This is a genomic window from Francisella noatunensis subsp. noatunensis (assembly GCF_009823375.1).
In the GTDB taxonomy this organism is placed as follows: domain Bacteria; phylum Pseudomonadota; class Gammaproteobacteria; order Francisellales; family Francisellaceae; genus Francisella; species Francisella noatunensis.
The window spans coordinates 1-21626 of sequence record NZ_WBSX01000004.1 but is presented as its reverse complement, the minus strand read 5'-3'; the positions used below and the strand labels follow the sequence as shown (position 1 = coordinate 21626).

The following is a 21626-nucleotide window of genomic DNA, read 5'->3' as shown; positions in this document are numbered from 1 at the left end:
CCATTAGGTTAAAGATTATTTATATTCTACTTCTACAATTTTGTATGTAACTTTACCTTTAGAAGTATCTAAGATAATCTCATCACCTACTTCTTTTTTAATTAAAGCACGAGCTAATGGCGCTACAACAGATATCTTATGATTATCTATATCAGCTTCATCTTCGCCCACTATCTGGTATGTAGTTTCTTCTTCTATATCAACATTAATAACTGTGACAGTAGCTCCAAAAATGACCATACCATTAGCTTGAAGTTTTGTTACATCAATAACCTGAGCGTTAGATAATTTTGATTCTATATCTTTAATCCTGCCCTCAATAATACCTTGTGTCTCTCTAGCAGCATGATATTCAGCATTCTCTTTTAGATCCCCATGATCACGAGCTTCTGCTATAGCTTCAATAATCGCAGGCCTTTCAGTTTTCTTTAATCTACTCAACTCTGCTCTTAATGCTTGTTCTCCTGCTGGAGTCATAGGCACTCTACCATTTATCATTATTTATTTTCTCCTTTTAATAACACACAAATTAAATTATTCACAAGTATACGCGCCACCGCCCTCTCTTGTAGGACTGTCAGTATAAACTACTCGGCCCACTAAGTTAATAACTAATGCTGCTTGGTATTTATTATTTCTATCACAATATGTGACGTTACCATTACCCGTAGTCATAAATCCATTAGATGATATCCTTATAAAACCAGAATTACCTGCTAAATTAACGTAGATATTTCCTCCATTACCTTGAGGAAGATTAGCTATTATTTCATCGGTATTCCCATTATATAACTCAGTACCATCTGCACTTTCAAAAGCTACTATTGGACCATCATTCCATGAAGTTGAATTTAAACAAGAAAAACTATTTTTATCTAACTTACCCGTTCCGTCAAAACTATCTGAGTTTGCAGCACAAACAATTACAGTCTTGCCATCTGAACGAGCTTTGATAACACCATACTCAATAAGTTTTTGTAAATTAGTTAGTCTAGTTTCGGCAAATGTTTTATAGTAAAAAGAAAAGGAACTAATTGCTGCCATCATCAATATAGTCATAATAACAATAACAACCATTATCTCAACTAAAGAAAAACCTTTTTCCTTACTAATAACCATTATTTACTTTTTACCTTCGCTATAAGCCACTTAGTTGACTCATCTAAATTTTGATACTCCGCTGAAGAGTCATCGCTCATTGCCTTTAAAATATTTTTACCAAGTTTTTTACCAAGCTCAACACCCCATTGATCATAGCTATTGATATCCCACAACACTCCTTGAACAAATATCTTGTGTTCATACAAGGCTATAAGTGCTCCAAGGGTATATGGACTCAACTCATCTAGTAAAATTGTCGTACTTGGTCTATTTCCTGGAATCACTTTGTGAGGTGCTAACTGTTTTGCTTGAACTTCACTCAAACCAGAATTTAAGAGCTCATTATAAACCATATCATAAGATTGTCCAAACATTAGCGCTTGTGACTGAGCAAAACAATTAGCTAGTAAAGCCTGTTGATGATTATCATAATTATGATGACTTGTCGCTACAGCAATGAAATCAACCGGAATAAAAACATTACCTTGATGTAGAAGTTGATGAAAAGCATGTTGTCCATTTGTGCCAACACCACCCCAAAGCACAACACCAGTTTGATAATCAACACTCTCACCAGCAATATTTACTGATTTACCATTACTTTCCATATCAGCCTGTTGAAAATAATCAACAAAATAACAAAGTCTCTCATCATAAGGAAGTAACGCTTGTGATTGACTCTGATAAGCACAAGAGTAATAGCTTGCTAATAGCCCCATAATAACAGGAATATTTTTATCAAACTCGGTTTCTTTAAAGTGCTTATCTATAGAATAAGCACCTGCTAAAAGTTTCTCAAAATTATCATAGCCAACTGCAAAAGCTATCGACATCCCTATTGATGACCATAATGAATAGCGACCACCAACCCAATCCCACATTTTGTAGCAATGTTCAAGATTTATACCAAACTCCTCTACTTTATCTAATTTACTAGATATAGCAACGAAATGGTTAGCTACAGCTTTTTCATCTTCATAATGATCAAGTAACCACTCTCTAGCTGAAATAGAATTTAGCAGAGTCTCCTCTGTTGAAAATGATTTAGAGGCCACAATAAATAAGGTTGTCTCAGGATCAATAACATGCAAAGCTTGTAGCAATGAATCAGCATCAACATTTGAAACAAAATGTACTTTTAATCCAGTACAATGATAAGGTTGTAATGCTCTGACAACCATCTTAGGTCCAAGATCTGAACCACCAATTCCAATATTCACAATATCTGTAATTCTTTTACCTGAAAAACCTTTCCACTCTCCTGATGTTACTTTTTCAACAAGAGCTTTTACACGTTGTTTTTCTTCATTTACCTCTTTACGAATATCTTGTCCATCTATAACTAATGGAGAATTAGACAAATCGCGTAATGCAGTATGTAAAACCGATCGATTCTCGGTAGAGTTAATTTTTTCTCCAGCAAACATCTGCTGGATTTTATTTTTAAGATTAGATTTACTAGCTGACTCCAAAAGAGTTTTCAATATATTGTCATTTACAAGATTTTTTGAATAATCAAAATATATATTCTCAAACTTTAAAGATAATTTCTCAACTCTGTGATTATCTGTAGCAAACTCATGCGATAAGCTTACTTTCTGTTCTCTTAGCTCTTTATTAGAATCATTACAAAATAGCATTTAATCTATCCTTATATTTTGCATGCGATATAAACAATAAAATATCCCCACGTGAATAAGATATCTCAACCTTATCTTCTGTAGCATAATTTCTTGCACCTGTACCAGTATCTATACTCAAGCTAGCTCCGCTTAAAGGATACCTAAGACCATTATAATATATATTTTCTGCATATCCAAAAGGCATAACTGAAAACATCTTACCCAATACACCACTAACAGTATATTTTTTAGGTATAAAGAAATATCTAGAATATATATCTATAAACTCAATTTCTATCTTTTGCATATAGTTTTTAGCAATAGTAATATTACATAAGAAATGATCCATTTCTCCTTCTGATGCACCAAACACATAAATTTTTGAAACACCTAGAGATATTATATATTCTAGTGATTTTTCAAAATCAGTAGAATATTGATCCTTATCAATGAGAAATAGTTCATCATTTAAAACAGCAAACGAATCAAAGTCGCCTATAACTTTTTTGACTTTTGAGTTTAAATATTTAGATTTATTGATCTTTTCGTAAGCACCATCTGCACAAAATATATCAAGATCGTTGAAACTACTCTGAATATACTTTTCACAAAAAAATAAATCAATACTACCATTTAAGAACAGTATAGCTTGTGACATTGTTTTTATATTTAGAAAATAATAGTAAATTATAACTTACTATGACAATAATCAAGAAATTTTAAGACTGATAATTAGGTGGCTCTTTTGTAATTGTTACATCATGGACATGTGACTCTTTCAAACCAGCTCCAGTAATCTGAACAAATGTAGGTTCTGTACGCATTGTTTGGATATCTTTTGAACCAGTATATCCCATACTAGATCTCAAACCACCTATTAACTGGTGAATAACTGCAGCTAGATGACCCTTGTAAGGCACTCTACCTTCGACACCCTCCGGAACGAACTTCTTAGCATTAGTATTACCTTGGAAGTATCTATCAGAAGAACCCTGCTCCATGGCGCCTAGTGACCCCATACCACGATATGACTTATAAGAACGTCCCTGAAAAAGTTCAACCTCACCAGGCGACTCTTCAGTACCACCAAAAAGACCTCCAATCATAACTACTGATGCTCCAGCAACTATAGCCTTTGCTATATCTCCAGAGAACTTGATACCACCATCCGCAATAACTGGGACTCCTGTGCCTTCTAAAGCTTCAGCAACATTTGATATCGCCGTAATCTGTGGCACACCCACACCTGCAACAATCCTTGTTGTACATATTGAACCTGGGCCTATACCCACTTTAACAGCATCAGCACCAGCTTTAACAAGATCCTTCGCAGCTTCTGCTGTAGCAATATTTCCACCTACAACCTCAATTTTTGGATAATTCTCTTTGACCCAATTAACCATATCAAGTACACCTTGAGAATGGCCATGAGCTGTATCAACAACAATTATATCAACGCCATCTGCTGCTAATGCCTTGACACGTTCCTTAGTGTCAGCCGCTGTGCCAACTGCAGCCCCAACTCTTAAACGACCAAGCGAATCCTTACATGCATCAGGCTTGTTTTGTGATCTTTCAATATCTTTTGTAGTTATCAAACCAACTAACTCGCCTTGCTCATTTACTACAAGTAACTTTTCTATCTTGTGCTCATGAAGTTTTTTCTTGATTGCACCTTGAGAAGCATCCTCAGCTACTGTTACTAACTGATCTTTAGGTGTCATTATAGAACTCACTGGCTCATCTAAATCTTTTGCAAATCTAAAGTCACGCTTAGTTACAATACCTATAATCTTATTAGTATCATCAACGACTGGAAAACCAGAGAAATTATGTTCTTTTGCAAGCTGCATAACATCTTTGATTGAGCTCTCTTGTTTTATGGTAATTGGATCAATCACCATCCCATTCTCAAATCTCTTAACTTTTTTAACTTCTTGAGCTTGAGCCTGTATAGACATATTTTTGTGTATAATACCAATCCCACCTTCTTGAGCTATAGCTATAGCAAGACGAGATTCAGTAACAGTATCCATAGCTGCAGATACTAAAGGGATATTTAATTGAATATTCCTAGTAATATTTGTTTTCAAATCTACCTGATGTGGAAGTACATTCGAATATCTAGGTGAAAGCAATACATCATCAAAAGTGATTGCTTGTTGGGTAATTCTTAGCATTTTTAATCTCCGTAATTAAAGTCTAAAAGATGTGATATTTAATTACAGAAGTATTCTACCATACTAGAAAAAATATACTAGAGAGAAATATATGCTATTTAGCTTGCGACAATAGATAATGTATAAGTAATGGTACTGGTCTACCTGTTGCTTTGCAGCTAGCAAAATCTCCCATTGCAGACCCTGCGATATCAAGATGAGCCCATTCATAGTCTTCTGTAAATTTTGATAAGAATAATCCAGCAACTATCGATCCAGCTGATCTATCAAGACCACAGTTATCCATATCAGCAACTTTACTTTCTAATTTCTTAAGGTATGGTTTATGCAAAGGTAATCTCCACACCAAATCATTAGAAGCATCAGCTGCTTGCTGAAGACTATTAGCTAACTTATCACTATTTGCAAACAATCCAGAAAAAGCATCACCTAAAGATATAATCATAGCACCAGTTAGAGTTGCCATATTGATAACTGCTTTTGGATTATATTTACCGATATAAGTTAATGTATCACAAAGCACCAAACGGCCTTCTGCATCTGTGTTGCTTACTTCTACTGTTATACCCTTCATACTCTTAAGTACATCACCAGGTCTATAAGACCTAGCATCTACAGCATTTTCTGCTAATCCCATAACTCCAACTACATTTATAGGAAGGTTTAGCATTGCTAAAGCTTTCATTGTACCCATAACAGCTGCAGCACCACCCATATCCATTTTCATAGAGTCCATCCCAGCTGCTGGTTTAATACAAATACCGCCATTATCAAAGACTAAACCTTTACCAACCAGTACTATCGGTGCTTCATCTTCATCTCCACCATTATACTCCATACAAACAGTATAATTAGACATATCAGATCCACGACCTACAGCTAGAGCACAACCCATACCAAGCTCTGCCATTGCATCTTGATCTAGATAGTTAAGATTAAATGTTTCGTATTTAGATGTTAAATCTCTCGCCTCATTTAACATATAGTCAGTATTACAGATATTAGCAGGGAGGTTTTGTAAATCTTTAGCATAATTTTGACCACATGCAATCGCTGAACCAATCTTAGCAGCATCTTCAAGATCTTGATTGCCTGAATACACCAACTCAATCGCTTCTAATGAGAAATTTTCTTTTTTAGATTTTAGCTGATCGAAAACATAAGTTTCAGAGATAAATGCTCTAACAGTGTCTAATGCAAATTGCTTCACGTTAGCATTATCAAATATATAATCGATATTTACAGAAACTTCTTTTATATTGAGTTTTTTAAGCTGCTCAGCTGCTTTAGCAATAATCTTATCGTATTCTGATGCTATAAAATCTTGTCTAAGACCAAGACCTAAAAGAATCACAACCTTATCACCATGTAGCAAAGGAAGAACCTCACCAGACTCAGCTTTAAAAACTTTTTTATCCAATAAAGATTTGGAATTTGTGCACTTTGTTTCAGCAACTAATTTTTTAAGATTTTCTTGAGCAACGATTAATACTTCAGCAGACAACGTCGACTGATTATTTACAACAATTTTCATTAGATATCCTATATTATTTGTAACACAATTTTATAAACATAATATCAAAAAAGAATATTTATCGCATTAAAATTAAAAACTAGTTATTCTTATCTACTGACTTTTGCTTATAAAAAATATAGAATTGCAGACAGCATAATTATTATATATACATAGTGACATACATTGATTCTTGAAAAATATTACAATAAAGACATAGTTAACACCTTTACATCGATTACATTATTCATAATATCTATTGTATCGGCTAACTTACTTATTAGACTTTTTCAACAAGCATACTCGCAAGGTTTAGGTATTGACTCAATTATAAAGTTTGTGATACTGACAATACCTGGGAACGTAAGTCTAGTAGCCCCTATCGCAATATTTCTAGCTATTGTGATTTGTTTTGGTAAGTACTTTGCGAATAATGAGATGTTTGTGACTCTAGCAGGTGGAGTCACATGGATGCAAATAGTCAAAAATACCATGAAACCGGTGTATGCTCTGACAATCATTACATTTTTAACCGTAATGTATATTAACCCCTTATCCAAACAAACTCAAGATATTTATCAAGCTTCACTAACAGCAAAAGCTCTTTTGTCCTCAATAACCGATGACAAAATAATTAAAACTACTGACGGAAAAGTCATATATATAAAAAGTAAATCAGGAAATACTCTTAAAGATGTATTTTTGTATATGGCTACAGATAATAGTGATGAGTACAAAGTAGTAACTGCACCTATCGCAGAAGTTATAACAGATAAGGGCGCTGCATATGTAGACTTCCATGATGCTCACATATACACAAAAGAACCCAAAACATACGAACACACTTATGACACGGCTAAAAATGCTATCTATACTATTTTTGACACTTCTGATCGTGATTATAATCATGATAAAGTTGATAGACTATATATGCACACCCTTATAGAAAACTTTACTGACAAAGATGATGGTACAGTCTCTCGCGGAGAGTTCTTTGGGCGTATTAACAACTCGATTTCTGTCATAGTAGCATCACTACTAGCACTTGCACTTTGTCGACTAAGACCAAGACAGAACAAATATGCTAAACTACTCCCCTCTGTTGTTGTTCTAGCAGTGTATTTGTGTAGCAACATGTTTGTGAACACACTAATGACTGGCGGTAAATTACCAGTTTGGATAGGACTTTGGCTTCCTCATATCTTTTTTATAATTTATGCTATTAGAACAATCAAAAAAGATAATGGATCTTCTAAGAAGGAAAAATAAATGTTTTTAAACCGTATTGATCGCTACATATTCAAAACAGTATTTAGTAGCTTTCTTATTGTAAGTTTAATTTTCTGTATCTTGTTTTTTATTTTTACTTATCTAGCACAGGTAAGTAACAATGATACAGGCGCAAGCAATATAGAACTTATTATAATAACCATATACCAATTACCAGGAATTTTATACACACTACTTCCAGCTTGCGCTATGGTTGGTGCTCTAATGGGACTTAGCTTACTTGCTAACAACTCCGAGATTATAGTATTGAGATCTTTTGGTCGCTCTACAGCTCAAATCGCAAAGGGAGTTGTATTAGTTGGCATTATAGGTTCTATAGTCACTATGGTTTTTGGTGGGTATATTGCCCCAGTTTTACAAAAACTTGCTGATTCAAATACTGTGGCATATAACACTCATGATTTATGGCTAAAAACTCCTGATGGCTTCATGAATATATCAAATATCGATCCAAATGAAGGAAAAGCATACGGCATAAGAAAGTTTATAACTAAAGATAACCAAGTGCAGGAAGTTAGATATGCTGAAAAGGCTGAGTATGTAAACGATGCTACAGCGAATGTATTTGATGTCAGTTTTGTTACATTTCCTAACAAATACGCTAAACATATTAGTGTTAAGGAAGATGTTTATAAAGCTATCTGGTCTAACCCCATACCAATATCTGTAGCTAAAGTTATCACTATCAACGATAATGATTATCTAAATTTCACTCAGTTGACTAGATATATGTTATCTAATAGCCAAGCCAAAGATTCAATATCACTAAAATTTTGGCAAGAGATTTTCCAACCATTAGCACTAATGGTATTAATACTACTTTCTGTACCATTAAGTATCGGATCAACAAGATCATCGACACTGATACTTAAACTACTCTTAGGTGCATTTTTTGGTTTTGCATTTTTTATTATTAACCAAATATTTGGTCCAATTGCATTAATTCTACACCTACCAACTATACTTGGTGCCGCAGGTCCTACGGTTATTGCATTGATATTACTAATTTATATATTTATAAAATCTAAAGAAACATAAGAAACTTATATGAACATCAATAAATACTCCCTTGATAATGGTCTTAATATATATATAAAAAAAGACTCTAGAGCACCTGTTGCTCTCGCTCAAATTTGGTATAAGGTAGGATCAACATACGAACCTACTAAACTAACCGGCATATCTCATATGCTTGAACACATGATGTTCAAAGGTACTGATAAATATACTAAAGATGAGCTAAACAGTATAGTTGAAAATAATGGTGGTGTGCAAAATGCATTCACAGGGTTTGACTATACTGCTTATTATCAGTTTTGGCATAAAAAAAATCTAGAACTAAGCCTATCTATTGAATCATCAAGAATGTCAAACTTAATATTTGATGAAAATGAATTTATTCCAGAGAGAAAGGTTGTACTTGAAGAAAGAAATCTACGCGTAGATGACAAAGCATTTAGTTATGCTTTTGAACAATTTATGAAACTTGCATATCAAAATAACTCTCGACATACTCCAATAATTGGCTGGCGTGAAGATATTGAAAATTACACGCTTAATGATCTAAAAAAATGGTATCAACAAAACTATGCTCCAAACAATGCTAGTATTGTTCTTGTAGGTGATATTGATAAATCATCTGCTATACCCATGATAAAAGATTACTTTGGTGGTATTCCAAAATCTAAATTGATTAATATAGAAAAAGAGCAAAGCTTAATAAATATTGGCTATAGACATTCAAAAGTACAAAAATCACCAAATGATACAGATGCTGCGATATTAGGATACATAACACCCTCGCTAACAACTGATTATCATGATAATGATCCTTTTGCTTTAATGATCCTAAATACTATTATTGGTAGTGCTGATGCATCAATATTACAACAGCAATTAGTCAGAGATGAAAATCTTTGTTGTCATATAGATAGTGAATACTCGCCTTTTACAAAAGGTGAAGATATTTTTACGATCACAGCCATAGCAAACCATGATCAAAACTTAGATAAGATTCAGGATAAAATAGAAAACTGTATTAATAAACTCAAAAATGATGGCGTAACTCAAGAGCAACTAAATAGAGCAAAAGTAACCATAAAAGCTGATAAAGTGTTTGCTATGGATTCACTTGAAACTCAAGCAAATTTGATAGGCTCTCTTGCTAGTATAAATCTAGATGTTGACTACTATAAATATCTTGAGAAACTCTATGATGTCTCAATTAACGACGTTAATCGCGTACTTAATAGATATTTTGACAAAAACAACCTTACATCTCTTCACTTATTAAAGGATTAGAAACTATGATCCATAAATTTGATATAGATAATACAACAGTATATTTCCAAGAATCTCCTAGTCTACCAATGGTTGATATTCAGCTTAACTTTAGAGCTGGGTCAGCATTTGATAGCAATCTAAATGGCTTGGCTGATTTAGCAGTAGGAATGTTCGCTACAAAAACTCAAAAATCTAGTGAACAAGAACTTATAAATAAAATAACAGATAATGGAATATCTATACACTCAGAAACTACTAAAGAGTTTTTTAATATAAAAATTCGTCTTTTAAATGACCGTAATATTATTAATAACACTATTAATATACTACAAGAAATTTTCACAATTCCTGACTTTGATGCTGATATATTAGAAAGAGAAAAGATTCAGACTCTTACTCATATTGATTATTTATATCAACAGCCTAACTACCTAGCTTCACTTGAGTTTTCAAAGCATATTTTTGCAAATAATCCTTATAGCAAGCCAACAATTGGCTACAAAGAAACTATTAAAAAAATATCAAAAAAAGATATTGAAGATTTCTTTAGTGAAAATATTTGTGCAAACAATGCCAATATATGTATAGTTGGTGCTATTGATAAAATACAGGCTGAAGATATTTCTCAGAGCCTAGTTAGTTTTTTACCAAAAGGTAAAAAAAATACGCAAAAATTTGCTCAACAAAAAAACAACTCTCAAATAATTAAAAATAAGTTCTCAAGTAAACAAACTGCTATACTGACAGGTCATCAATTGTTACTTGATATTAATGATCCATTATATTTTCCACTAAAACTAGGAAATGAAATACTTGGTGGTGGCGGTTTAAACTCTCTGCTTTTCAATAAAGTTCGTGAAGAGCTTGGATTAGTTTATAATATCTCAAGCACTGCTAACATTAATCCTGATTATGGTAGCTTTGTGATATCTGCTCAAACAAGTAATCCAAATCTTGCTTTAGAAACTATAAATAGTGTCTACAGTAGTTTCATCAATTCTACTATAGATGAACAAACTCTAACAAACTCTAAAAAGCATATTGAAGGAACACATTTACTAAGCTGTGTAAAAAATAGTTCTAAATTAAATATGTTATTTTCAATTGCAAATAAAAATCTGCCTTTAGATTTTTTTGATACCTATGTTGAGCATATTAATAATGTTACTGCTACACAAATTCACAATGCTTACCAATCTATACAAGAAAATAACATAATCACTGTAATGGTTGGAGATATCGAATAAGTGAAGACAAATACTATTCGTATAATATCTGGAAAATACAAAAATCGAAGACTAAAATTCCCCAATGTGAATGGCTTACGTCCAACTTCTGATCAGCTTAAAGAAACTATCTTTAATTGGTTAGCTCCATATATACATGATAGCATTTGCATAGATGCTTTTGCTGGCAGTGGTAGCCTAGGTATAGAAAGCATATCAAGAGGCGCTTCACAAGCTATATTTTATGAACTTAATTTTAAAGCTTTGCAGCAAATCAAAGAAAACATTAATACATTAGAAATACAGAATTATCAAATATATAAAACCGATAGTATAAAAGCCCTTGCAAATTTTAACTCTAACAATTCTAGGCTAATTATATTTTTAGACCCTCCATTTAATAAAAATATTATTCCCAAAGCTTTAGAGTCGATATTAAAAAATCAAAATATTCCTAATGAAACATTAGTATATGTAGAAACTGAAAAAACTGCTGAATATAACCTTGATGGTTTCGATATATTAAAAGAAAAAACAACTTCAAATATTTCTGCAAAACTAATAATAAAAAATGATTTAAATTCTAAAAATAATCTCTAAAATATAGCCAACTCTAGCTTTTGGAAATAATTATGTACCACGTTGGAATATCAGGCCCTTTTATTTTTACTATCATGTTCCTAATAGGCATAATTGCTGAAAGCATGACCGGAGTAATCTCATCATCTCGAAGAAACATGGATGCTTTTGGAGTAGTTGCAATCGCATTAACAACGGCTCTAGGTGGTGGTGTAGTTAGAGATTTGCTACTAGGTAATCTACCAGTAACCATAATGCTTCATCCTCACTATATTGTGATATGTTTATGTTTCTCTATTATTGCTATTTTTACACAAAAGTATATCAATAAGTTTTATAAAATATTTTTGATCTTAGACTCAATTGGTCTTATTGCATTTGCATATATAGGTAGTAGTATAGGGTACCAAATTTGTACAGAAGTATTTCATATGAAGTTCTTTAGTGTTTTTATAGTTGGAATTGTTATTGCTATAATTAATGGTGTAGCTGGTGGTATTATGAGAGATATGATCTGTAATGATATCCCTGTTGCCTTTAAAGCGGAACTATACGCATCTGTAGCAGCGGTCGTTGGAGGTATGAACATTATCTTTATATATTTGGGTGTGAATTTATATATTAGTGCTGCAATAATTATTGGATTTGGATTAACTATAAGAGTCATGTCGATAGTATATAAATGGAAATTACCCACTATCTAATAATAAATTTCTAATCTAAACTATATAACCTACTACTTTTAGATGATTTCAGCTATATAACTAAATACCACTATGAAATCTAAACTCTGAATCTGAAGATAATATAAGATTCTTTTCTATTTCACCTATTCTTTTGATATCTTTGCCAATATCTGTAGAAGAATATTTTTCTGCAAAATGTAGATATATCGTAAAATGTCTTTTTTCTGACTCCAATAATCCATTATAAAACTTCTGTAGCTCAGAATCTAAATATGGAGCAACTTTTGCAAATCTTTCACAAGAACGAGCTTCTATATATGCTCCAATAATCAAAGCATCGATAAAGCGCCCTTCTTTATCTGTCCTAGCGGCTTTGATTAATTGACTAGCATATCTAGATGCTGATATAGCTTTGTATTGTATGTCCCGCTTTTTCATAATACACATCACTTGTTCAAAGTGTACTAGTTCTTCTCTAGCGATCTTAGACATTCTTGTTACTAGTTCATATTTATCTGAATGACTATATATGTATGTCATAGCTGAAGATGCTGCTTTCATCTCACAGTGAGCATGATCTATTAGCATTAATTCTATATTAGCTAATGTTTTCTGTATCCATTGTTCAGGTGTTTCACATAACAAAAAATTCTCAATAGTTGCAAAGTCTGCATACTGCTGCTTCATAATACTTATAAATTTATTTTTTGAAGTATTATAAAAAAATTGCTTAATATATTCTATTTAAAATTATTAAGAGTAGAATGTTTAATATGAGTAAATCTGAATATTTAAAGTTATGAGTAATATAAATATAGCTAATAAACGCGTAGAAAAAGATGAAGTGCTTTATCATATAGGGTTAAGTGAAGAGATGATAGATAGTGCAGAAATCGCAATTCTTCCTGGAGATCCTAAAAAGTCTGAGCCTTTAGCAAAAATGTTAGATAAAAATGCTAAGTTTCTTGCTACTAATAGAGAATATACATCTTATTTGGCCAAAATAGCTGACAGAAATGCTATTGTGATATCAACTGGTGGGTGGTCCTTCAACTGCAATATGTATTGAAGAGCTAGCTATGATAGGAATCAAAAGACTAATACGTGTGGGAACATGCGGCGCTATTCAAGAAAATATTGATTTTGGTGATTTGATATTAACCACTGCATCTGTTCGTTTAGATGGCACATCATATCATTATGCTCCAACAGAGTATCCTGCGGTTGCTGACTTTAAGCTAAATAGTTCTTTATACAACTCGGCAAGATCATTAAATATAGATATTCATTGTGGAATAACGGGATCTTCAGATACTTTTTATCCGGGCCAAGAAAGAAGAGATAGCTATAGCGGTTATGTAAGAAAACATTTTAGAAAATCTCTAGATGAATGGAGAAAATTAAATGTTCTTAATCTAGAAATGGAGTCTTCTGCTTTGCTTACAGTATGTGCTACTTTTGGCTTGCAAGCCAGCTGTATGTACAGTTCTAGCAAAGAGAACAACCTCAGAATCAGTCAATAAAAGCAGATATGATGAAGGTATGCAGAATATAATGTCAATTATAAAACACTCGATTGAAAATAATTTCGAAAACTAAGGAAAAATAAATACTAATGAGCAATGATATTAACAACAAACTAATTGATGCAGCTATACAAGCAGCTGAGAATGCTTATACTCCATATTCTAAGTTTAATGTTGGTGCTGCACTATTAATGAAAGATGGCTCTATTTTAAAAGGTGCTAATGTAGAAAATGCTTCTTATGGACTATGCAACTGTGCTGAAAGAACAGTATTATTCTACGCTTACGCCCAAGGTTATCGTAAAGAAGATATCAAAAAACTTGCGGTAGTTGCAGACACTTCAGAAGGAGTTTCGCCATGTGGTGCTTGCCGACAAGTTATGTCAGAACTTTTGGATCTTGAATGTCCAATCATATTATCAAATATCAGAAAAACAGATATAAAAGAAACAAATATTAAAGAACTTCTTCCATATATGTTTTCTTTCTAAAAAAATTATTATCAACAAGCAAAATTAACAGAATAAACATAAGTTTATGTATAACGATCATGCTTTTATAAAAATAAATATGGTGGGTAGTACAGGATTCGAACCTGTGACCAATTGGTTAAAAGCCAACTGCTCTACCGACTGAGCTAACTACCCATAATTACAAAATAAAATCTCTTTAATTTTGTATTGAAATGATTAATTTAATGGTGGGTAGTACAGGATTCGAACCTGTGACCAATTGGTTAAAAGCCAACTGCTCTACCGACTGAGCTAACTACCCAAAAGATGCTGTTTATTATACTGACTAGATTTTTTGTGTCAACACTTTATGCTGTTTTTTTCTATTTAATTCCAAAATTTCTATAGGGTGTTTGATTGTATGGCCTTCCATACGCTTTACTTGACATCTACATGAAAATCCTGTTGCGATTACAGACCTAATTCCACTTTCTTTAATTTTGTCTTTCCAGCTCAAATTATAAATATGCTTTGATGTATCGATATGCTTAGTCTCATGACCAAAGCTACCAGACATACCACAACAACCAACTTTAGCAATTTTAGTTTCTACCCCAAAATGCTTAAATATTTTTTGCCATTGCTCTATCGAAACAGCAGATAATGATTTTTCTGTACAGTGATTAAATAAATTAAACTCTTTATCTAGCATTTTGCGCATGGTCGGTAAAGTATCAAGTTTTGTTGTTAACCACTCTTGTATTAGTTTAACTTTGAATCTTACCTTATCACCACAGATCTTTTTGTACTCATCTCTATAAACAAGAGTCATTGCAGGATCGACACCAATCATTTCGACTTTTGTTTCTGCTATTTGGTTGTATAGCTTAGTAGCTTTGATAGCTTGCTTTTTAAAGTACTTAAGGAAACCTTTGACATGTGATGGCTTACCATTTACTTTAAATGGAGCAAAATAAACCCTAAAGTCTAAAGCCGTTAAAAAGTCATATAATGTCAAAACTAAATGAGTATCATATAAAGATGTAAATATATCTTGAACTATACAAACAGTTTTTTTCTTTTGCTCTGTAGACAGACTTCTCATCTCTTCGAGATTAAACTCTGGAGCACCTCTTTTTTTAAGCTCTGATCTTAGATTTAATGAACTAATAATTCGAGTATCCGCAAAACCAACCAAGTTAGTCAACCCAGCCCTAACAAATTGAGTATTAAAAATATCATTATATATTTTTGGCATATATAAATTGATACTCAGCAATGATTCACTAAATTTAACAAAATAATCCAAGCCAGGACGTTTATATTTAGAATGATAGTGATATAAAAATTGTGATTTCATCGTAGGAATATCAACTTTTATTGGACATCCAGATACACAAGCCTTACACCCTAAACACTTATCTAGTGAGTCATATACTTGATGTGAGAAATCATCTGGATATTCTTCTAACTTATCAAAACCAGTGTTATAAACTTTATCTTTTGTTGAATACCCTGCTGCTGAGAGCTGATTAAGCCACTCACGTAATACTGCTGACCTACCTTTTGGTGAGTATAACCAGTTTCTACTAGCTTTGGCTGATGGACATATTACAGTATCTAAATTATAGTTTAGGCATTGTGAATTACCATTGCAGTTATATGCTCCAGAGAATTGTTCGCGCATCTCTTTAGGCACTTGCTCATCTGAATAGCCTCTGAATGGCCCATCTACTTTTACAAGCTTATCTTTACTACCTGTTGGAACAGTAATCTTACCAGGATTAAGTTGATTATGTGGATCAAATACTTTTTTGATATGTCCTAATGAATCATACAGCTCTTGACCAAAGTACTCTTTGATATACTCACTTCTATAGCCATGACCATGCTCACCACATAAGACTCCACCATACTTCTTAACAAGATCACTAACTTTTTGGGTAATTTGTTTGACTTTTTGAGAATCTTCAGCAGAAGACATATCTAGCGCTGGTCTTACATGCAGACAGCCTACATCAACATGACCAAACATTCCGTATTTAACACCATAAGAATCTAGTAATACTGTTAACTCTTTGATATAGTCTGCTAATTTTTCAGGAGCCACTGTCGTATCTTCAATAAAAGGTATTGGTTTACGATCTCCTTTCATAGCACCAAGTAGACCTACACCTTTTTTTCTCAACTCCCAAAGACTATCCATATCTGTTTGACTTTCTGTGAAATGAAACACTGCTTGCTTTTCTAACAGTTTTCTTTCTAGACGCGAAGTCATATTATCTAACTCATGTTGACTATCAGCAATAAATTCAACTAAATTTACAGCTGCTACATTTGTAGAGTTACTACCCTTTTCAAGCATATACTTTATTTTGTGATAAACCTCATCACCCTTTGCAATCTCAATAATATTATTATCTATAGTCTCTATAGCAGATGGGTTAGATGATAATAAATCTCTAGCAGCTCTCAATGCGTCATCAAAACTACTATATGAAATTGCAAACAGTGCTTTAAATTTAGGTTTTTTAGTTAGTTTAAGTTTCAGCTCAGTAACAAAAGCTAATGTTCCTTCAGAACCAGATATTAAATAACTTAGATTGACCGTATTATCTTTTTTATTATAAGTTTTAGCTAGATTATATCCCGTCAAATAGCGGCTTAATTTAGGAAACTTCTCCTCGATTAGCTCATACTTATCTATAATTTGCTCAACAACTGTTGAGTATATATTTTTCTCAATATCATTTAACTTATTTTCATTAAGATCACTTAACTTAATTTTTTTAGTAGATAATTTCTGCCCATTTACTAGAGTACACTCTAATTCTAAGAGATGAGCACTTGTACGCCCATATATTCTAGAACCTTTACCACATGCATCAGTATTTACCATACCACCCAAAGTTGCTCTATTACTTGGTGATAAGTTCGGTGCAAAGAAATATTCTGAGTCGGCTAATGTATCATTTAACTGATCAAGTACAACACCTGGCTCTACTTTGACATATTCATTATCAAAATCCACCTCTAGAATATTATTCATGTATCGACTGGTATCAACAATAACACCAGCACACAATGAATGTCCAGATGTACCTGTGCCACCGCCACGAGGTGAGAATTTAAGCTCTTGATATTCTTTTTTGCTTGCTAATGCAAAGATTCTATTTACATCATTTTTATTACATGGAAAAACAACAAGCTCAGGAACAACAAAATATACACTATTATCCATTGATGACGATATTCTCGAAGCATAGTCAGAATGTATATCACCTTCAAATCCTTTTCCTCTTAGCTCCTCAGCAAAAGCATTAATCAAAGCATTTAGAGCATTTGTCTTATTTAAGACTGGCAGTTTACTTGTTTTCATATATAAAAAATGACCCTAGTTAATAAAAAACAGACAAGATTCTCTTAAATTATATAAGAAAATTAACTTCACATAAATAATATTAGAAAAATACATAGAAGATAAAAACATTTCATTTTTTTGTATCAAAGCAGACAAAGTACAAATATAAAGTTATAATGACGCTCGTATTTAAAAATAATTTCAAAAGTTGAAAGTTTTTGAGGATAAATATGAAAAAAACTACTCTTTTAGTAATCTTAGATGGTTGGGGCTATAGCGAAAGTGATTACTTTAATGCTATCAAAAATGCAAACACTCCTACTTGGGATAGCATCTGGCAAGACTTTCCTAGAACATTAATTAGCGCATCTAGCTTAGAAGTTGGTTTGCCTAGAGGTCAAATGGGAAACTCTGAGGTCGGACATGTAAATATTGGTTGTGGTAGAGTGGTCTATCAAGAGCTTACAAAAATTGATAAAGCGATCGAAGAAAAAACTTTTGGTAATAACAAAGCCATCTGTGATGCTATTGATAATGTTATTCAAAAAGACTCAAATCTTCACTTAATGGGTCTACTCTCTCCTGGAGGAGTTCACTCTCACGAAGAACATATTTTTGAAATGATAAAAATTGCTAAACAAAAAGGTGTCAAAAGAGTATATCTACATGCTTTCTTAGATGGTAGAGATACTCCTCCACGCTCAGCTGAAAGCTCAATCAAAAAAACAGATGATCTGCTACAAAAACTTAATCTTGGCTATATTGCTTGTGTTAGTGGTAGATACTATGCAATGGATAGAGATAATCGTTGGGATAGAGTTAAAAAAGCATACAATGCTATAGTAAATGCTGATGCTGAGTTTGTTTGTAATTCGGCATTAGAAGCTCTAGAAGAGTCATATGCTCGTGATCAATCTGATGAATTTGTCATTCCAACCTGTATCCAAAAAGATGGAAAACTGATAAAAGTTGAAGATAATGATAGTGTTATTTTTATGAATTTTAGAGCTGATAGAGCTAGAGAAATATCTCATGCTTTCACGGATGAGAACTTTGATCATTTCTCGAAAGATAGACATTTAAACATAAACTTCACGACTCTCACAGAGTATGATTCAAAACTTAAATGTAATGTAGCATTCCCACCAGAACAACCAGTGAACACTCTTGGTGAAGTGCTAATGAAAAATCATAAGACTCAACTAAGAATAGCTGAAACTGAAAAGTATCCTCACGTAACTTTCTTTTTTAATGGTGGTAAGGAGGATCAATTTGAAGGTGAAGATAGAATATTAATTCCTTCTCCAAAAGTTGCCACTTATGATCTACAGCCAGAGATGTCAGCTTCGGAAGTTACTGACAAACTAATTGATGCTATCAATAATGGTAAATATGATTGTATATTTTGCAACTATGCAAACTCAGACATGGTTGGTCATACTGGCAACTATGAAGCAGCAATGCAAGCGATTGAATATCTTGATAAATGTTTAGCAAGATTGAAAGATGCAATACTTGAACATGATGGTAATATGTTTATTACCGCAGATCATGGTAATGCAGATATGATGGTCAACCCTAAAACACAAAAGCCTCATACTGCTCATACTACCAATCTGGTACCATTTGTATATGTTGGGCATAAAAAAGCTCAAGTAGCTCTAGAGCATGGTAAGTTATCTGATATTGCTCCAACTATACTTAATGTAATGAATATTGCTCAGCCTCAAGAGATGACAGGCAAAACTATATTTAAATTTGAAAAATAAGGATTTCAGACAAAATGCTTGATGCTAAATATATTAAAGATAATTTAGAAGAAGTAGCTGAGAAACTCGCAACTAGAGGTTATCAGTTTGATATAGCAGAATTCAAAGCTCAAGAAGCAAAAAGAAAAGACCTTCAAGAGAGAACTCAGGAACTTCAATCTCAACGTAATACTATCTCCAAAGAAATAGGTAAAAGAAAATCTAAAGGTGAAGATGCTAGTGATATTTTTGCCAAAGTTAATGATATCAACGATGAACTAAAAGTAATCGAAAAAGAGCTGAAAGATCTGCAAGATTGTATAAATAATACTCTTCTTTCTATGCCAAATCTCCCTGCTGATGATGTACCAGTTGGTAAGGATGAAAGCGAAAATGTCGAGATAAAAAAATGGGGAACCCCTCGTGAATTTCACCCTGAAGCTCAAGCTAAAGATCATGCAGATATTGGTGAAATACTTAATATGATTGACTTCAAAGCTGCAGCAAAAATTACAGGTAGCCGCTTTGTAGTTCTAAAAAGTAAAATTGCTAAGCTTCATCGCGCATTGACACAATTTATGTTAGATATGCATACAGAAAAGCATGGTTATGAAGAATTATATGTGCCATATATGGTAAATAATGATAGTTTGTATGGAACAGGTCAGTTACCTAAATTCTCTGAAGATTTATTTAAATTAGAAGGTGACTTTGAATATAGCCTGATACCAACAGCAGAAGTACCTATCACAAATCTAGTAAGAGATGAAATCTTAGATACAGAATCTCTGCCTAGATACTACACAGCACACACACCATGCTTTAGAAGTGAAGCTGGCTCTTATGGACGTGATACTAAAGGATTAATTCGTCAGCATCAGTTTGAGAAAGTTGAGCTAGTACATATTACTATAGCTGATAAAGGTGAAGAATCTTTAGAGCTATTAACATCTCATGCAGAAAAAGTACTACAAAAACTAAACCTACCATACAGAGTAGTCAAACTATGTACGGGAGATATGGGTTTTAGTGCGAAAAAAACCTATGATCTAGAGGTATGGATACCTTCTCAAAATACTTATAGAGAAATATCATCATGTAGTTGGTGTGGAGACTTCCAAGCACGTCGCATGAAAGCTAGACACAAAAACCCAAGTATGAAAAAACCTGAATTGGTACATACTTTAAATGGTTCTGGTTTAGCAGTTGGTAGAACATTACTAGCTATTATTGAAAATTACCAACAAGAAGATGGATCTATCATGATTCCTGAAGCACTTATTAACTATATGGGTGGAATTTCTGTTATTAAATAGTCCTATGATTTTTCTTTCTCAGCAGCTTCTTAGTTTGGAAGAGTCTTTACTATCTCATGAAACTCGTTTTGATTATAAATATATGTCTAGAATTTTAACGGATGACTTTAAAGAGTTTGGAAAATCTGGATATTTCTATTCAAAAAAAGATATTTTAGACTCCATATTTTTACCAGCTAAAATTGGCATAAAAATAGTTAGTGATAGCTTTGAGATTGATCAGCTTGATAAGCATATAGTATTGGTAACATATAAAACCATAAATTTAGATAGCTCTCAAAAACAGCACAGATGTTCTATTTGGATCAAAGTAGATAATGATTGGAAAATGAAATTTCATCAAGGAAATATTATGGAAGATTAAATAATGTCAAAATTTATAAACTTTGTAAAACATCAGATATATATTCTTAGAAGTAAATTGTGGTTTAAACTGGCAGCTTATTGTGTTGTAGCAACTTTAGCAATATATTTTTTAAAGCTAGATTGTATTCTGAAAGTTTTAAATAGTTGAAAGAGAGTTCCAAATATAGTTTATTAGGTTTTGACGAAACTAAAATAAACGATAAGGAACTAAAAAATGCCAAAGCACTTAACTCTTTCAAATAGATATTGTATAGAAGAATTACTTAAATTAGGATACCAAACATCTCAAATAGCCAATAAAATTGGCTATAGTGAAAGAGCTATAAAAAAGGAACTTAATCGCACTAGTATAAATAGTGACTATAATGCTGAGATAG

Annotated in this window: 19 protein-coding genes, 2 tRNA genes and 1 pseudogene; 12 read left to right on the top strand and 10 right to left on the bottom strand. The window is 32.7% G+C overall.

Features of this window, described 5'->3' with window-relative positions; genetic code table 11:
• Nucleotides 1–15: 15 nt before the first annotated feature.
• From greA to F8C69_RS00885, 6 genes are all read right to left on the bottom strand, one after another.
• Entirely contained in the window at nt 16–498 is a 483-nt protein-coding gene (gene greA, locus F8C69_RS00910; protein ID WP_159183843.1) for a transcription elongation factor GreA, read from the bottom strand.
• Between the two features lie 36 nt (nt 499–534).
• A complete protein-coding gene (locus tag F8C69_RS00905; protein WP_159183842.1) occupies nt 535–1119 on the bottom strand; it encodes a GspH/FimT family pseudopilin in 585 nt (194 codons plus the stop codon).
• Nucleotides 1119–2741, bottom strand: a complete 1623-nt coding sequence (gene pgi / locus F8C69_RS00900; protein ID WP_159183841.1) for a glucose-6-phosphate isomerase — start codon at nt 2739–2741, stop codon at nt 1119–1121. Before pgi ends, F8C69_RS00905 begins: the two co-directional genes overlap by 1 nt.
• Entirely contained in the window at nt 2728–3381 is a 654-nt protein-coding gene (locus tag F8C69_RS00895; RefSeq protein ID WP_004288050.1) for a thiamine diphosphokinase, read from the bottom strand. Before F8C69_RS00895 ends, pgi begins: the two co-directional genes overlap by 14 nt.
• A 61-nt stretch (nt 3382–3442) precedes the next feature.
• Nucleotides 3443–4903: an IMP dehydrogenase gene (gene guaB / locus F8C69_RS00890; RefSeq protein ID WP_159183840.1), complete on the bottom strand. Its 1461-nt coding sequence runs from the start codon at nt 4901–4903 to the stop codon at nt 3443–3445.
• A gap of 94 nt (nt 4904–4997) precedes the next feature.
• Nucleotides 4998–6437, bottom strand: coding sequence for a leucyl aminopeptidase (locus tag F8C69_RS00885; protein WP_159183839.1), 1440 nt, complete (start codon nt 6435–6437; stop codon nt 4998–5000).
• Nucleotides 6438–6602: 165 nt separating this feature from the next.
• Here F8C69_RS00885 and lptF point away from each other — a divergent pair, with 165 nt between their 5' ends.
• From lptF to F8C69_RS00855, 6 genes are read left to right on the top strand one after another with little or no spacing between them, the layout of a single operon-like run.
• The gene (gene lptF, locus F8C69_RS00880) at nt 6603–7685 is read left to right on the top strand and encodes an LPS export ABC transporter permease LptF (protein WP_159183838.1); all 1083 of its coding nucleotides are present in this window, start codon (nt 6603–6605) and stop codon (nt 7683–7685) included.
• Nucleotides 7686–8744: an LPS export ABC transporter permease LptG gene (gene lptG, locus F8C69_RS00875; RefSeq protein WP_159183837.1), complete on the top strand. Its 1059-nt coding sequence runs from the start codon at nt 7686–7688 to the stop codon at nt 8742–8744. It abuts the gene before it with no gap.
• 9 nt (nt 8745–8753) lie between these two features.
• Complete coding sequence (locus tag F8C69_RS00870; RefSeq protein ID WP_159183836.1) at nt 8754–10007, top strand: M16 family metallopeptidase; 1254 nt, start codon at nt 8754–8756, stop codon at nt 10005–10007.
• A gap of 5 nt (nt 10008–10012) precedes the next feature.
• Complete coding sequence (locus F8C69_RS00865) at nt 10013–11236, top strand: M16 family metallopeptidase (RefSeq protein ID WP_159183835.1); 1224 nt, start codon at nt 10013–10015, stop codon at nt 11234–11236.
• Nucleotides 11237–11815: a 16S rRNA (guanine(966)-N(2))-methyltransferase RsmD gene (gene rsmD, locus F8C69_RS00860; RefSeq protein WP_159183834.1), complete on the top strand. Its 579-nt coding sequence runs from the start codon at nt 11237–11239 to the stop codon at nt 11813–11815. It begins immediately after the preceding gene.
• Between the two features lie 32 nt (nt 11816–11847).
• Nucleotides 11848–12498: a trimeric intracellular cation channel family protein gene (locus F8C69_RS00855; protein ID WP_159183833.1), complete on the top strand. Its 651-nt coding sequence runs from the start codon at nt 11848–11850 to the stop codon at nt 12496–12498.
• A gap of 60 nt (nt 12499–12558) precedes the next feature.
• Here F8C69_RS00855 and F8C69_RS00850 read toward each other — a convergent pair whose 3' ends face one another.
• Nucleotides 12559–13170 (bottom strand): MiaE family protein, encoded by a 612-nt coding sequence (locus F8C69_RS00850; RefSeq protein WP_192189682.1) that lies wholly within the window; start codon nt 13168–13170, stop codon nt 12559–12561.
• A gap of 109 nt (nt 13171–13279) precedes the next feature.
• On the opposite strand from F8C69_RS00850, the pseudogene udp reads away from it, so the two are divergent.
• Nucleotides 13280–14079, top strand: a pseudogene (gene udp, locus F8C69_RS00845) (uridine phosphorylase).
• Nucleotides 14080–14095: 16 nt separating this feature from the next.
• Nucleotides 14096–14497 (top strand): cytidine deaminase, encoded by a 402-nt coding sequence (locus F8C69_RS00840; RefSeq protein ID WP_159183831.1) that lies wholly within the window; start codon nt 14096–14098, stop codon nt 14495–14497.
• 80 nt (nt 14498–14577) lie between these two features.
• On the opposite strand, the gene F8C69_RS00835 is transcribed toward F8C69_RS00840, so the two are convergent.
• The 3 genes from F8C69_RS00835 to F8C69_RS00825 form a co-directional block, all read right to left on the bottom strand.
• A tRNA-Lys gene (locus tag F8C69_RS00835) sits at nt 14578–14653 on the bottom strand.
• A 51-nt stretch (nt 14654–14704) separates the two neighbouring features.
• Nucleotides 14705–14780 (bottom strand) — tRNA-Lys (locus F8C69_RS00830).
• 24 nt (nt 14781–14804) lie between these two features.
• Nucleotides 14805–17837, bottom strand: coding sequence for an FAD-binding and (Fe-S)-binding domain-containing protein (locus tag F8C69_RS00825; protein ID WP_159183830.1), 3033 nt, complete (start codon nt 17835–17837; stop codon nt 14805–14807).
• Nucleotides 17838–18049: 212 nt separating this feature from the next.
• On the opposite strand from F8C69_RS00825, the gene gpmI reads away from it, so the two are divergent.
• The 4 genes from gpmI to F8C69_RS10935 all read left to right on the top strand — a co-directional run.
• Nucleotides 18050–19588: a 2,3-bisphosphoglycerate-independent phosphoglycerate mutase gene (gpmI, locus tag F8C69_RS00820; protein ID WP_159183829.1), complete on the top strand. Its 1539-nt coding sequence runs from the start codon at nt 18050–18052 to the stop codon at nt 19586–19588.
• A gap of 14 nt (nt 19589–19602) precedes the next feature.
• Nucleotides 19603–20883, top strand: coding sequence for a serine--tRNA ligase (gene serS / locus F8C69_RS00815; protein WP_159183828.1), 1281 nt, complete (start codon nt 19603–19605; stop codon nt 20881–20883).
• Between the two features lie 4 nt (nt 20884–20887).
• Nucleotides 20888–21247 carry a nuclear transport factor 2 family protein gene (locus tag F8C69_RS00810; RefSeq protein ID WP_159183827.1) on the top strand — a complete coding sequence of 120 codons (360 nt, stop codon included), beginning with the start codon at nt 20888–20890 and terminating at the stop codon, nt 21245–21247.
• A 216-nt stretch (nt 21248–21463) separates the two neighbouring features.
• Nucleotides 21464–21626: helix-turn-helix domain-containing protein (locus F8C69_RS10935; RefSeq protein WP_159183823.1), on the top strand; the 163-nt coding region annotated here is incomplete at its 3' end.